The sequence below is a fragment of the Claveliimonas bilis genome (assembly GCF_020892095.1).
GTDB classification, from domain to species: Bacteria; Bacillota; Clostridia; order Lachnospirales; family Lachnospiraceae; genus Claveliimonas; species Claveliimonas bilis.
This window is the reverse complement of record NZ_AP024845.1, coordinates 186,641-201,685: the sequence shown is the minus strand read 5'-3', so window position 1 is coordinate 201,685 and position 15,045 is coordinate 186,641. Positions and strand designations below refer to the sequence as shown.

At 44.6% G+C, this 15,045-nt stretch carries 14 protein-coding genes and 1 riboswitch; all 14 genes read left to right on the top strand.

Annotation, left to right across the window (positions count from 1 at the left end):
* The first annotated feature begins 81 nt into the window (after window positions 1-81).
* Window positions 82-1,488, top strand: a complete 1,407-nt coding sequence (locus tag EUBC25_RS01055) for an alanine/glycine:cation symporter family protein (protein ID WP_230106412.1) — start codon at window positions 82-84, stop codon at window positions 1,486-1,488.
* Between the two features lie 151 nt (window positions 1,489-1,639).
* Window positions 1,640-1,753, top strand: a riboswitch (glycine riboswitch).
* A 201-nt stretch (window positions 1,754-1,954) separates the two neighbouring features.
* Window positions 1,955-2,332 (top strand): GrdX family protein, encoded by a 378-nt coding sequence (locus tag EUBC25_RS01050; RefSeq protein ID WP_230106411.1) that lies wholly within the window; start codon window positions 1,955-1,957, stop codon window positions 2,330-2,332.
* 77 nt (window positions 2,333-2,409) lie between these two features.
* Window positions 2,410-3,690 (top strand): glycine/sarcosine/betaine reductase component B subunit, encoded by a 1,281-nt coding sequence (locus EUBC25_RS01045; protein ID WP_230106410.1) that lies wholly within the window; start codon window positions 2,410-2,412, stop codon window positions 3,688-3,690.
* Between the two features lie 20 nt (window positions 3,691-3,710).
* Entirely contained in the window at window positions 3,711-5,021 is a 1,311-nt protein-coding gene (grdB, locus tag EUBC25_RS01040) for a glycine reductase complex selenoprotein B (RefSeq protein WP_230106409.1), read from the top strand.
* Between the two features lie 30 nt (window positions 5,022-5,051).
* Window positions 5,052-5,996 carry a thioredoxin-disulfide reductase gene (gene trxB, locus EUBC25_RS01035; protein WP_230106408.1) on the top strand — a complete coding sequence of 315 codons (945 nt, stop codon included), beginning with the start codon at window positions 5,052-5,054 and terminating at the stop codon, window positions 5,994-5,996.
* 48 nt (window positions 5,997-6,044) lie between these two features.
* On the top strand, window positions 6,045-6,362 hold the full coding sequence (gene trxA / locus EUBC25_RS01030) for a thioredoxin TrxA (RefSeq protein ID WP_230106407.1): 318 nt from the start codon (window positions 6,045-6,047) through the stop codon (window positions 6,360-6,362).
* A gap of 50 nt (window positions 6,363-6,412) precedes the next feature.
* Window positions 6,413-6,883, top strand: a complete 471-nt coding sequence (gene grdA / locus EUBC25_RS01025; RefSeq protein ID WP_230106406.1) for a glycine/sarcosine/betaine reductase complex selenoprotein A — start codon at window positions 6,413-6,415, stop codon at window positions 6,881-6,883.
* Between the two features lie 86 nt (window positions 6,884-6,969).
* A complete protein-coding gene (gene grdC / locus EUBC25_RS01020) occupies window positions 6,970-8,508 on the top strand; it encodes a glycine/sarcosine/betaine reductase complex component C subunit beta (RefSeq protein WP_230106405.1) in 1,539 nt (512 codons plus the stop codon).
* A 13-nt stretch (window positions 8,509-8,521) separates the two neighbouring features.
* Entirely contained in the window at window positions 8,522-9,676 is a 1,155-nt protein-coding gene (gene grdD / locus EUBC25_RS01015) for a glycine/sarcosine/betaine reductase complex component C subunit alpha (RefSeq protein ID WP_230106404.1), read from the top strand.
* Between the two features lie 100 nt (window positions 9,677-9,776).
* A complete protein-coding gene (locus EUBC25_RS01010) occupies window positions 9,777-10,970 on the top strand; it encodes an InlB B-repeat-containing protein (protein ID WP_230106403.1) in 1,194 nt (397 codons plus the stop codon).
* An 83-nt stretch (window positions 10,971-11,053) separates the two neighbouring features.
* Window positions 11,054-12,286: a GNAT family N-acetyltransferase gene (locus EUBC25_RS01005; protein WP_230106402.1), complete on the top strand. Its 1,233-nt coding sequence runs from the start codon at window positions 11,054-11,056 to the stop codon at window positions 12,284-12,286.
* A complete protein-coding gene (locus EUBC25_RS01000) occupies window positions 12,283-12,759 on the top strand; it encodes a threonine/serine exporter family protein (protein WP_230106401.1) in 477 nt (158 codons plus the stop codon). The genes EUBC25_RS01005 and EUBC25_RS01000 overlap by 4 nt, the downstream gene beginning before the upstream one ends.
* A 73-nt stretch (window positions 12,760-12,832) precedes the next feature.
* Window positions 12,833-13,588 (top strand): SIR2 family NAD-dependent protein deacylase, encoded by a 756-nt coding sequence (locus EUBC25_RS00995; RefSeq protein ID WP_230106400.1) that lies wholly within the window; start codon window positions 12,833-12,835, stop codon window positions 13,586-13,588.
* Window positions 13,581-15,044 carry a glutamate--tRNA ligase gene (gene gltX, locus EUBC25_RS00990; protein ID WP_230106399.1) on the top strand — a complete coding sequence of 488 codons (1,464 nt, stop codon included), beginning with the start codon at window positions 13,581-13,583 and terminating at the stop codon, window positions 15,042-15,044. Before EUBC25_RS00995 ends, gltX begins: the two co-directional genes overlap by 8 nt.
* Window position 15,045: the final 1 nt, after the last annotated feature.

Genomic DNA, 15,045 nt, shown 5'->3' with positions numbered 1-15,045 from the left:
GTCCTACAAAAGTGATAAGATAATTTTCGATAGATTGTTATTTATTTATCGAAGTTATCTATAGGAGAAGGAGGGCGTGTTGTGGAAACACTAAACGAGATTGTGCTGAAGGTGCAGCACTACTTATCAGACTACATTTTGATTGTCGCCCTTGTGGTGGCAGGGCTGTGGTTTACAGCTCGCACAGGATTCATTCAGGTGAGAGGCTTCAAACGCGGTATGAAGCAGGTGTTCGGAGGGCTTTTCGGCAAGAAAGGTGAGGCTGGCAATGACGGAATGAGCTCTTTTCAGGCCCTGGCGACAGCTATTGCGGCGCAGGTCGGAACTGGGAATATTGCAGGTGCAGCTACTGCGATCGCAATTGGAGGTCCGGGAGCGATCTTCTGGATGTGGGCAGCAGCGTTTCTTGGAATGGCAACGATCTATGCAGAAGCACTGATGGCACAGAAATATAAACAGGTAGGAGCAGACGGAATCGTAACGGGAGGTCCGGTTTACTATATCAGGGCAGCGTTTAACAATGTTTTTGGAAAAGTACTGGCAGGTATTTTTGCAGTACTTTTGATTTTTGCCCTTGGATTTATGGGAAATGCAGTGCAGTCCAATTCCATTGCATCTTCTTTTAACACCGCATTTGGTATTCCGCAGTGGATCATGGGCCTGATCGTGGCTGTCCTTGCATTGTTTATCTTTTCCGGCGGTATGAAGAGAATTGCCAAGGTTACGGAAACCATGGTTCCTCTTATGGCTGCTCTTTATATTATCGGGTCTCTGATCGTTATTATTTATAACTGGAGAAATATTCCGCTTGCATTCTATGAGATTTTTGTGGGAGCTTTTGCGCCGTCTTCTATTGCAGGAGGTGCAGTTGGCGCTACTATTAAACTGGCTCTGACAAAAGGTGTTGCCCGCGGACTTTTCTCAAATGAAGCAGGTATGGGATCCACACCTCATGCGCATGCGGTTGCGAAAGTGGATCATCCGGTTGAGCAGGGGCATGCCGCTATGATCGGCGTATTTATTGATACCTTTGTTGTGCTGACAATGACAGCACTTGTAATTGTTACAACCCGTGCATTGCCGGAGTCCTACAAAGTAGTGGACGGAGGATATACAGCGGCGGCACTTAGCCAGTTTGCATATTCTCTTGTATATGGAAAAGGCGGAGAGATATTTATTGCAATCTGCATGTTCTTCTTTGCATTTTCCACGATCGTGGGATGGTATTTCTTCGGTCAGGCAAATATCAAATATCTGTTTGGACCCAAGGCAGTGCCGATCTACTCTATACTGGTATGCATCTGTGTATTCCTGGGGTCTCTGGCGCAGGTAGACCTTGTATGGAATATGGCGGACTGCTTCAACAGTATGATGGTTGTGCCGAATATAATCGGTCTTCTGGCCCTTAGTGGAATGGTGAAGAAAGTACATGATGATTATTTTAATAACTTCCTTCCGAAACAAAAGGAAAATATGAAAAATAAATAAAAACATATATTTTGAATTGTGCAATACGCACAAAAGTGAGTTTGTTTTTTCATAGGTGTTGCAAAAAAAACGTTCATAATGTACTATAGACACATAGAATAATTTAGTAAAATATATGTAGAAAATCTATAAGTAAATTTTGACAGCAGGTAGATTTTTCCTACGAGAGAGCTGTGACGACGCAGCCGCCGAAGAGGCAAACCGCAAGGATGAGGGTGAACATCCGGGCGGTGAAACTTTCAGGCAAAAGGATTAGGGAAAGTACTGCATTCTGGATCTTGTAAGAGCTGGCAGAGTAAAAGTGTTCTGCGCAGACAATAAGACAAAAGACAGAAGAGGGCGATGAACACACAGAAGTGTTTTCAACGTCCTTTTTCTTTTTAACGTAACTCTTTGTTTATCTATAGAAAAGTCCTATAGAGCAAAAAGTTCTCTTACAGACATCTTTGGGAAGGAGATTGAAAACGTGGCAAGCTATAGTGTCCTGACAAACAATCCTCTTGTTCGCGATACGCTGAAAGACAAAAAAGAGGTCATTTATAAAGAAATTTCTTACGAAGATGTTTTGCGGGAAGCAAGAGACAGAGTATACCGGGGATACAGGCTTTTATCACATCCTTTATCAGGAAGTGTAAAACCTAATGAAACACCATACAAATCCATTATGATTGGGAACAGAAAGGAGGAGATTGACGCACAGTCCGTCAGGATCATAGAATCCGCTATAGAATCGTGCCGGAAGTTTGTTTTTAAATCTGACAAATATAAGCCGGAAGTGTATAAGGATTTTCAACTGATCGACTGGACTTTGCTGGAAAGTGCAATGGCATCGGCAGATGCGTAGTAATGCCTTGAGATGGTTTTTCTGTGAAGCCAGAAAACAAAAAAAGAAAACAATGATTAACAAGGAGGGAACACACAGTGAAATTAGAAATGGGGCACATATACATTAAGGACATCCAGTTTGCAAGCGAGTCAAAAATCGAAGACGGAATCCTCTATGTATCCGAAGAAGAAGTAAAGAAAGTAGCTCTGGAGGACGAGAAGATCAAAAGCGTATCCTTTGATATTGCCCGTCCGGGAGAGTCTGTTCGTATTACACCGGTAAAAGATGTAATTGAGCCGCGTGTGAAAGTAGAAGGCAAGGGAGGAATCTTCCCGGGAGTGATCGCCAAAGTTGATACAGTAGGAAGCGGAAAGACTTATGCGCTTAAAGGAATGGCAGTTGTAACTGCAGGACGTATTGTCGGATTCCAGGAAGGTATCATTGATATGACTGGCCCGGGAGCAGAATATATTCCATTTTCACAGACAAATAACCTGGTAATGGTATGTGAACCAGTTGATGATATCAAACAGCATGACTATGAAAAGGCAGTGAGATTTGCAGGATTCAGAGTGGCAGTTTATCTTGGGGAACTGGCACGTAACCTGACACCTGACGAGACAAAAGTATATGAGACATGTACGATCAAGGAAGGATTTGAGAAATATCCGGATCTTCCAAGAGTTGCTTACGTTCAGATGCTTCAGAGCCAGGGACTTCTGCATGATACATATGTATACGGCGTAGATGCAAAGAAAATTGTTCCGACAATTTTAAGCCCGACAGAAATTATGGATGGTGCGATCGTATCAGGAAACTGTGTATCCGCATGTGACAAGAACCCAACTTATGTACATTTGAATAACCCGGTTGTCCATGACCTTTTTGAGGAACATGGAAAGACGATCAACTTTGTATGCCAGATCATTACAAATGAGAACGTATACCTGGCAGACAAGCAGCGTTCCTCTGACTGGACAGCAAAACTTTGTAAAATGCTGGATCTGGACGGTGTTATCGTATCACAGGAAGGTTTCGGTAACCCGGATACAGACCTTATCATGAACTGTAAGAAGATTGAAGCAGAGGGTGTTAAGACTGTTATTATTACAGATGAATACGCAGGACGCGACGGAAAATCCCAGTCTCTTGCAGACGCAGACGTTGCAGCAGATGCAGTTGTAACAGGCGGAAATGCAAATGAGGTTATTATTTTGCCGAAGCTTGACAAAGTGATCGGAACACTGGATTATGTGACAAAGATTGCTGGTGCAAGTGAAGAAACATTGCGCGAAGACGGCTCCTTAGAGGTTGAGCTTCAGGTAATTACCGGAGCAACAAATGAGACTGGCTTTAACAAGCTGAGCGCAAGATAGAAGGGAGGACATACGCGAAAATGAGTAAAATAAAAGTAGTACATTACATTAATCAGTTCTTCGCAAATATCGGTGGAGAGGAAAAAGCAGATTACCCGGCAGAGCTTCGTGTAGGCGAAGTAGTAGGACCAGGTATGGCGTTCAATATGAACTTTAAGGATGAAGCAGAAATTATTGCAACAATCGTCTGCGGTGACTCCTATTTCAATGAAAACCTTGACAAGGCAAAAGCAGATATCCTTGCTATGGTAAAAGAGCAGGCGCCTGACGTATTTGTTGCAGGACCGGCTTTCAATGCAGGACGTTACGGCGTTGCATGCGGAACGATCGCAGCAGCGGTTCAGGAAGAACTTGGTATTCCGGCAGTTACAGGTATGTATGTAGAGAATCCAGGTGCTGATATGTTCAAGAACCAGGTATACATGGTATCTACAAAGAACAGCGCAGCAGGTATGAGAGATGCAGTGGGCAAGATGGCTCCTCTTGCGCTGAAGCTTGCGAAAGGCGAAAAGATCGGCGCTTCCTGTGAAGAAGGATATATGCCGAACGGCATTCGTGTAAACTTCTTTGAGAAGGAGAGAGGATCCAAACGTGCAGTGAAGATGCTCCTTCAGAAACTGGCTGACAAGCCGTATGTGACAGAATATCCGATGCCGAGCTTTGACAAAGTAGCTCCGAATCCGGCTGTGAAAGATCTTGCACATGCAAAGATCGCTCTGGTTACTTCCGGCGGTATTGTTCCGAAGGGAAATCCGGACCACATCGAAAGCTCCAGTGCTTCTCATTATGGAGAATATGACATCACAGGCGTTATGGATCTGACAGCAGATACATATGAGACTGCTCACGGCGGATATGACCCGGTATATGCAAATGAAGATGCAGACCGTGTTCTTCCGGTAGACGTTCTTCGTGAAATGGAAAAAGAAGGAAAGATCGGTGAACTTCACCATCTGTTCTATACAACAACAGGTAACGGTACAGCCGTAGCATCTGCAAAGGCTTTTGCAGATGAGTTTTCACAGAAATTGAAAGCAGACGGAGTTGACGCAGTTATCCTGACCTCCACTTGAGGTACCTGTACTCGTTGCGGTGCAACGATGGTAAAAGAAATCGAGAGAGCAGGAATCCCGGTTGTACATGTTTGTACAGTTACTCCGATTTCTATGACAGTAGGAGCAAACAGAATCGTTCCGGCGATCGCAATTCCTCATCCGCTTGGAAATCCGGCACTTGACCCGGCGGAAGAGAAAGAACTTCGCCGTCACATCGTAGAGAAAGCTCTGGAAGCTCTTACCACAGAAGTGGATGGTCAGACAATCTTTGATTAATAAAAACAGCTGAAAAAGGAGATGTTACCGATGAGCAAAATTTATGACGTAATCATCCTTGGAGCAGGTCCGGGAGGACTTGCTGCAGGACTGTACGCAGGACGGAGCCGTCTGTCTACCCTTGTCATCGAAAAGGGACAGGACGGCGGACAGATTGCGATCACAGACGACATTGAGAACTATCCGGGACAGATCGTAGAAGGAGAGTCCGGTCCGTCATTGATCGCAAGAATGACACAGCAGGTGGAAAAGTTCGGTGCAGAGCGTGTTTCTGACACGATCAATGCTGTGGATTTCAGCGGAGAGATCAAGATCTTAAAGAGCGCAAAAGCAGAGTATCAGGCAAAGAATGTCATTATTGCAACCGGCGCATATGCAAGACCGATCGGATGCAAAGGAGAAGCGGCATTCAGAGGAAAAGGAGTTTCCTACTGTGCAACATGTGATGCAAACTTCTTTGAAGATCTGGAAGTGTTTGTAGTCGGAGGCGGTGATTCTGCAGTAGAAGAAGCAATGTATCTGACAAAATTCGCGAGAAAAGTTACGATCATCCACAGAAGAAACGAGCTTCGCGCAGCAAAATCTATCCAGGAGAAGGCATTTGCAAATCCGAAGATTGAATTTTTCTGGGACAGCGTAGTAGAGGAAGTCGGCGGAGACGATATCCTGCAGTGGATGAAAGTAAAGAATGTCAAGACTGGCGAAGTAAAGACAGTGGAAGCCGACGAAGAGGACGGCATGTTCGGTGTGTTTGGATTTATCGGAACGGTTCCAAATTCCAAGATCTTTGAGGGCATCATTGATATGGACGAAAGAGGCTATATTAAGACAGATGAGAATATGCACACCAATATTCCAAATGTATATGCAGTAGGGGATGTCAGGATCAAGAGCCTGCGTCAGGTAGTGACAGCGGCAGCTGACGGCGCAATTGCAGCTGTTCAGGTAGAGAGAAGTCTTTCAGATTATTTCTAAACCGCTGAAGCAAAAAATGCCATAAATATTCATGAAGGAGTGATTACAATGATAGAAGTAGATAAGAATACATTTGAAGAAGAAGTTCTGAAAGCAGACGGATACGTTTTCGTAGATTTTTACGGTGACGGATGTGTACCGTGCCAGGCATTGATGCCGAAGGTACATGAGTTTGCTGATACTTACGGGGATAAAATGAAATTTACAGCCCTGAATACAACAAAGGCACGCCGCCTTGCAATTTCCCAGAAAGTACTGGGACTTCCTGTGATGGCTATTTACAAGGACGGAGAGAAGATCGACGAAGTTGTAAAAGACGATGCTACAGAGGAAAGCATTGAAGCGATGATTAAGAAATATCTTTAATCATAAAAAACAACCAAAATGAATTACTGAAGAAAGGAGAAAGCATAATTATGGCTATTTTAGAAGGTAAAAAAGCAATAATTATCGGAGACCGTGATGGTATCCCGGGACCGGCTATCGCAGAATGCGTGAAAACAGCTGGTGCTGAGGTTGTATTTGCATCAACGGAATGTTTCGTCTGAACGAGCGCAGGCGCAATGGATCTGGAAAACCAGAAGAGAGTAAAAGAATTTGCTGACGAGCTGGGAGCTGAGAATTTAGTAGTAATTCTCGGTGCAGCAGAAGGTGAAGCTGCAGGACTTGCAGCTGAGACTGTTACAGCAGGAGATCCTACTTTCGCAGGTCCATTGACAGGAGTCCAGCTTGGACTTCGTGTTTATCACGTATGTGAACCAGAAATGAAAGAAGAATTTGACGAAGCAGTATATGACGAACAGATCAGTATGATGGAAATGGTTCTCGATGTAGATGATATCATCTCAGAGATGACAGCCATCAGAGAACAATACTGTAAATTCTAATCAGGCGGGGCGGCGTCACCCCGCCGCTCCGTATATCAGGTAATATTTGGTTGGAACAATTTAAGATGGAAGGAAAGGGAAAACCCATGAACAGTGTAATTAAAGGAGCCAGCTATGTATTAGTACATACTCCTGACATGGTTTTATATAATGGAACAACACAGACAACAGAGCGTATTGTAAATCCGGAATCAGAGTATCTGAAAGAAGTGCCGGAGAAACTTCGTTCCTATGAGGATGCAGTTGCTTACTGGCCGAACCAGACCTATATCGGAAACGTACATCCGGAAGAACTGGCAGAAGTAGAGTTCCCATGGTATGACAAGAAGATGGAAAACGCCGACCGCTATGGAAAATACGGCGAGATCATGCCGGAAGAGGAATTTTTGCTTCTTGTACAGGCAAGTGATATGTTTGAAGTCGTACGTCTGGACAAAGATTTTGTTGCAAAATATAAGGATGCATTTGCAAAAGATCCTATTATCTCAGAGGATATCGTTGAGAAAGTTCACGAGGGTGTGGAATTAAGCGAGATCGAACATTTTGTGAACGAAGAACATGCAGAAGGGCTGTATTTCGATGGAAAACTTGTAGGCTGTGTAAAGGCTGCTCACGACATTGATGTGAACCTGTCTGCTCATGTTATGCATGAGAACCTGATGAGCAAGGCTTCCAGTATTCTGGCTCTGCTCTATGCGGTTCGCAATGCGGGAATTGATAAATCAGAAGTAGAATACGTGATCGACTGTGCAGAGGAAGCATGCGGTGATATGAATCAGAGAGGCGGCGGAAACTTTGCAAAGGCTGCAGCTGAAGTGGCCGGACTTGTAAATGCAACAGGTTCTGATGCAAGAGGATTCTGCGCTGCACCTACTCACGCTGTGATTGAAGCAGCTGCTTTGGTAAAATCCGGAGCATACAAAACAGTTGTTGTTACGTCCGGAGGATGTACTGCAAAACTTGGTATGAACGGGAAAGACCATATCAAAAAAGGTCTTCCGATCCTGGAGGACTGCCTTGGAGGATTTGCTGTTGTTATTTCCGAAAACGATGGTGTAAATCCGGAGATCGATCTTAGCCTTCTGGGACGCCACACTGTTGGGACAGGTTCCGCTCCGCAGGCTGTTATCGGAAGCCTGGTGGCAGATCCACTTGACAGGGCAGGCATGAAGATTCCGGATATCGATAAATATTCACCGGAAATGCAGAATCCGGATATTACAAAACCGGCAGGAGCAGGGGATGTTCCTCTGGCAAACTACAAGATGATCGCAGCTCTGGCTGTAAAACGCGGTGAGCTGGACAGAAAAGAACTTGCTGACTTTACAAAGAAACACGGACTTACCGGATGGGCTCCGACACAGGGACATATTCCTTCCGGAGTACCTTATATCGGAGTTGCAAGGGAAGACATTCTGGAAGGAAAGATCAGGAATGCCATGATCATCGGTAAAGGAAGTCTTTTCCTTGGACGTATGACAAATCTTTTTGACGGTGTATCTTTTGTTATTCATGGAAATACTGCAGAGGCAGAGAAAGCTGAAGCAGGCGTTTCTGAAGAGGAAGTAAAAGGACTGATCGCAAAAGCAATGAAGGATTTTGCAGCAACATTAATGGCAGAGTAAAGGAGTGGAGAAAATGGCAAATAGTATTGAAAAAATGATTGCCTCCACCTTTATGGAAATGGCAGAGGGTCTGGAGACCGGAAGCTTTGGGAAAAAGCCGAAGATTGCTCTGACAGGTATGGGCAGTGAGCATGGGGAAGAAAATGCAATGGAAGCTGCCGTTGCTGCGGCAAAAGAGGGCATAGATGTATACTACATTGGTACTCTGGAGGCAGAAGGGGTAACCACGGTAAAGGTGGCTGATGAAGAAGAAGGCCACAAAAAGATGGAAGAACTTCTGAAAAATAAGGAAGTGGACGGTGCAGTAACAATGCATTTTCCATTCCCGATCGGAGTTTCTACAGTGGGACGCGCTGTGACACCGGCAAAGGGAAAAGAAATGTTTGTCGCTACAACGACAGGTACTTCCAGCGCAGACCGCGTGGAAGGAATGATCAAAAATGCGATTTATGGAATTATTGCTGCAAAAGCATGCGGGAAGAGCAATCCGACCGTAGGTATTCTGAACGTGGATGGGGCACGTCAGACAGAAATTGCGTTGAAGCAGCTGAAGGAAAATGGGTATGATATCTCATTTGCAGAATCAGCAAGGGCAGATGGAGGCTGCGTAATGCGCGGGAATGACGTGCTGCAGGGCTCCCCGGATATTATGGTATGTGATTCGCTGTCCGGAAATATTCTGATTAAAATGCTGTCATCCTTTACGACAGGAGGAAGCTTTGAAGCAACCGGTTATGGCTATGGCCCTGGTATCGGGGAAGGGTATGATCAGCTCGTTATGATCATTTCCAGGGCGTCCGGAGCACCTCTCATCACGGGGGCTATCCGGTATGCAGCAGAGCTGATCCGCGGAAAGGTATTTGATGTTGCAAAGAAAGAGTTTGCAGCAGCCAATAAGGCCGGGCTGAAGGATATCTTGAATGCCAGAAAAGCGGCAGCAAAACCGGCAGCGGAAGAGGAAGAAGTAAAAGCACCGCCGAAAGAACCGGTAACTTCACAGATTGCAGGAATTGAGATCATGGATCTGGAAGACGGGGTGAAAGTTCTGTGGAAGCTTGGCATTTACGCAGAGAGTGGAATGGGATGTACAGGTCCTATTATCCTCGTGTCAGATGCAAATTATGAAAAAGCAGCAGAAGAGCTGAAAAAAGCAGGTTATATTAACTAAAGTTCAGTACAGGGAAGTGGCAGCCGGTGTGCCGAGATGCCACTTCCTTTTTCTGCGCCTTATATTGTTTGGAAAATTGTGGAATTATATAATAGAGGATATGAGAACAGAAACAATAGCGTTAATAAATGAGGGGTCATTGGGGCTGGATTTTAAGCCGGTGATGACAAGGGTGTTAAAAGGCGTACTGGTGGCGGCTTCAGTATGGATTACAGCATCTGTAGTGTCTAAGGAGGAGGCAATGAACCCGGGAACAGGAGAAAGCTTTGGCCTGGAAACAGCCAGAGAAAGCGTCGGACGGTATCCCGGAGTCGGCAGTGAAGTGACAGAAGAAGCACACAGTATTTTAAAATTGATGGAAAATCGAATTGTTTTGGCAAAAGCAGTTTTGGAGGAAAAAGAAAATACAGCTTTGAATGAGACAGAAAACCCGGGTCGGAAACTTTCTATAGAAATGGCGGCACCTGCCGTTATATCAGAAGGAGCGTCAGGGGTAAAAGAAGTAATAACAGTTCCGGCAGCGGATAAGGAATCTTCCGATACAGCAGGAGGAGAATATGCGCTGACATTTGATGGTTCTCTTCCCATGGATTACTGTGTGGGCAGTACAGTGGAACTGTCGGATATTACTTTAATGTATCGGGGCGGGAAGATCATGCCGGAGGATGCGGCAGTGAAAATTCCCGATACAGGAAAAGCAGGGAATTATAAAATTTCTGTGGAGTACAAAGGCTGTAAAGCAGAGATTCCCTTTGGTGTTGTGGATTATAAAGTCCATTTGAACGGAAATGGAGGAAGTTGTACGACAGATATGGCATATCTGACAGATTATATGCTGGAAGAGACGGCAGTTCCTGTTCGTCCCGGAAAAGAATTTGTCGGATGGTATAGAGATGAGGCGTGTACGATTCCTTTTGAGAGAGCCAAAAGGGGAGAGACAGAGCTGGAATTATATGCAGGATGGAAAGAATATACGGGATTTCTCTGTGATGACGCAGGATATATTACAAGTTATACAGGAGAAGGAAATGGGATTACAGATGGGCTGCTTGTTTTGCCGGATAGAGAAGGATGTGTCGGAATCAGGGCAGGATCCTTAGATGGATTTGCAGAAGAGATATTTGAAATTTATGTTCCTGCCGGAATTACTGACATTGAACCTGGAACTCTGGAAAACCTGCCTCTGCTGTTTTATATTGAAGTGGATTCAGATAATCCGGTATATGAGAGCAGAGAAGGGCTTTTATACAGCAGGACAGACGGAAGTCTTATTTTACGGCCGGCAGGAAGATAAAAAAAATATCTGTAATTTTTCCCCGGATAGTGCTATAATAAGCAAGATACAGCTGTTAATATTATAACCGAGGAATCAAAAATATGAGGATTCATCAGATTACAGAAAATAAAAAGGCATTTTTGGATCTATTATTACTGGCAGATCCCCAGGAGGACATGATAGAGAAATATCTGGACGCTGGGGATATGTTTGCGTTATATGACGAAGAAGGTGAAGTGCAGTCAGTCTGTGTTGTTACCATGAACAAAGCAGGGAGCTGTGAATTAAAAAATATTGCTACGAGAGAAAAGGCGCAGGGCAGAGGATACGGAAAGGCCCTGCTTCACTATGTGTGCGAGAAGTACAGTTTCCAATGCTCTACCATGTATGTGGGAACGGGAAACAGCAAAAAGACGATTGGCTTTTATGAACACTGCGGTTTTACTCCTTCTCATATCGTGCCGGGATTTTTTACGGAAAATTACCGGGAAGAAATTTATGAAGATGGTGTGCTGCTGACAGACATGGTTTACCTGAAGAAGGATCTGGCTAAGGAATCGGATCCGAAGCGGGTTATGGATCTGGCTTTGGAGGCGGGAAGGATCCTTTTGAAAAACGGCGGAGAGATTTTTCGTGTGGAAGAAACGATCCAGCATATCTGTAAGAGATTCCATGTCAATGATGTAGATACATTTACCATGAGCCATGCAATTATCATCAGTGTTAAAATCGGAGATGGAGATTCCTACACAAAGGTAAAACATATACCGCTTTCTGCCGCTCATCTGGGAATTGTAGCTGAAGTGAACGATTTATCCAGGGAGATTGCCGCCGGCATGGTGGGATTGGATGAGGCGTTTGAGCGGCTTGCGGAAATTGAAAAAATACCGCCCAAAAGAAGCTATTTTCAGGTCCTTTCTGCCGGTATAGGCAGCGGATGCTTCGGGTATCTTTTGGGAGCAGGAGTCCCGGAGAGCTTTGTAGCATTTTTGATAGGATGTATTCTGTATATTTGGGTGCTGACCGCGAAAAAGCATCATATGTCCAAAATTATCGTAAATATTACAGGCGGCGTGCTGCTGACAACTCTCGGTCTTGTGGCACTGCAGATTGCCCCTGTTCCGCTTCAAAGAGACGGGATCATCATTGCATCTATTATGCCTTTAGTGCCCGGAATGGGATTTGTCAATGCAATCCGTGATATAGCAGACAGTGATTTCCTGTCGGGGACAGTGCGGATGATCGATGCGCTTCTTGTGTTTGTATATATAGCGATCGGCGTGGGAATCACACTTGGGATTTATGCAAATATGGCAGGAGGTGTTCTTGGATGATAGAGTACATTGTGGCAAATCTGATATGCCCCTTTTTTGGAACCATTGCTTTTTCCGTTCTGTTTAACGTGCCGAAACGGTTTTATTTAAGCTGCGGCATTACCGGTACAATGGGGTGGATCGTATACTGTCTGACAGTCAATTTAACCTCGGCAGCCATTGCCTCTTTTTTGGGAACACTGGTGGTAGTTCTGATATCGAGAATGCTGACAGTGCGGATGAAGTGCCCGATCACTGTTTTTCTGATCTCCGGCATTTTTCCCCTGGTGCCCGGAGCGGGCGTTTATTATACCGCCTACTACCTTGTCATGAATCAGCTGGGAGAGGCTGCACAGCGTGGGATTGGAGCGATAAAAGTGGCTTTTGCCATAGTACTTGGCATTGTCTGCATTGTCTCTATTCCCAGAGAATTTTTCCGCCCGGATTACTGGAGGAGCCGCCGGATCCACAAGAGAAAGATTCAGAATAGTTGATTACCATAATTCACATGTGTTATACTGATTATGAAAAGCATAATACACAGCCTGAAAGAGGAGGCGACTAGGTATGTCAGATATAACGGAAATCATCTGTCAGATACTGAAGAAAAGCAGGTACACAGTGGCATTAAGCGGTTTTGGAATGCTTGTGGAAAGCGGATATCCTGCAATTCGTGACGGGGGAGAGTCCTACGATATTGAACAGAAGTACGGATATTCAACAGAAGAGATCTTTTCCAGTTCCTTTTTTTCGACGCGTAAACCGCAGTTTTACGATTTCTACAGAAAAGAAATCCTTTCGGCTCTGGATACACCGCCGGGGAAAGGATTTTATGAGATGGCCAGGCTGGAGGAGATGGGGATTTTGCAGACCATTATTACCCGGCGTATTTTCCATTTACCCTCACGTGCAGGATGTAAAAATGTCATTGAGCTTCATGGAAATGTATACCGCAATTATTGTACACATTGCGGCCAGGAGTATTCTATGGAGTATGTAAGGGATGGAGAGAAGATTCCTTTGTGTGAAAAATGTAAACAGGCTATTCGGCCGGATGTGAGGCTGTTTGGGGAAATGGTGGATAATCAGGTTATTACAAGAGCTGCAACGGAGATTCAGAAAGCCGACGTGCTGCTGGTGCTTGGTACGAACCTGAAAAGTTATCTCTGTACACAGCTTCTGGATTACTATGAAGGAGATAAGCTTTTGCTGATCTCGAAAGAACAGCATTTTTCAGATAAATTTGCAGATATATACTGGAACAGCAGAGTGGATGATGCTCTGGATAAAATTATAACAGAAATGGAGAAGAACAATGAGTAAAGTAAGAACAAGATTTGCACCAAGTCCTACGGGAAGGATGCATGTGGGAAATTTAAGGACGGCATTATATGCTTATCTGATAGCGAAACATGCGGGAGGAAGCTTTATGCTTCGGATCGAGGATACAGACCAGGAACGTTTTATGGAAGGGGCTCTTGAAATTATTTACCGGACTCTGGAAAAGACCGGACTTGTACATGACGAGGGACCGGACAAAGACGGAGGAGTGGGTCCTTATGTGCAGAGCGAGAGAAACGCTGCAGGTATCTATATGAAATATGCCAAACAGCTCATTGAGCAGGGAGATGCATACTACTGTTTCTGTGATAAAGAGCGCCTGGAGTCTTTAAGAAGCAAAGTGTCAGAAGACGGAAATACAGAGATTGTTGTCTATGATAAACACTGCCTTCATCTGAGCAAGGAAGAGATTGAAGCGAACCTGAAGGAAGGAAAGCCATATGTGATCCGCATGAACATGCCCACAGAAGGGACAACAACCTTTCATGATGAAATATACGGGGACATCACAGTGCCCAATGAAGAGCTGGATGATATGATTCTGATCAAATCGGACGGATATCCGACTTATAATTTTGCAAACGTAGTGGATGACCATCTGATGGGAATCACCCATGTAGTCCGCGGAAATGAATATCTGTCCTCTGCTCCGAAATACAATCGTATTTACGAAGCTTTCGGATGGGAAGTGCCGGTTTATGTGCATTGCCCGCTTATTACGGATGAAAACCACAAAAAGCTGAGTAAACGCTGCGGCCATTCTTCTTATGAAGATCTTCTGGATCAGGGATTTGTATCAGAAGCAATCGTGAATTATGTGGCTCTGCTGGGATGGTGTCCGGAGGGAACACAGGAAATCTTCTCTCTGGATGAGCTGGTAAAAATCTTCGACTATCATCATATGAGCAAGTCACCGGCTGTGTTTGACATGACAAAGCTGAAATGGATGAATGGCGAATATCTGAAAGCAATGGATGCAGACAGGTTTTATGAGATGGCAAAGCCTTATATTGAAGAAGTGATCACAAAAGATTATGATTTGAAGAAGATTGCGGCGCTTGTAAAGACCAGAATCGAAATCTTCCCTGATATCAAAGACCAGATAGACTTTTTCCAAGAATTGCCGGAATATGACACAGCAATGTACTGCCATAAGAAAATGAAAACAAATGAAGAGACTTCTCTGGAAGTTTTAAAAGAAGTTCTTCCTATCCTGGAAGCGCAGGATGATTACAGCAATGACGCCCTGTATGCCACCCTGAAAAAATATATTGAAGAAAAAGGTTACAAAAACGGCTATGTAATGTGGCCGGTGAGAACTGCCGTGTCCGGCAAGCAGAATACGCCTGGCGGAGCGACAGAAATTATGGAAGTACTTGGCAAAGAAGAGTCCCTGTGCAGGATCCGTAAGGGAATTGAATTGTTAGAAACGAGGTAAG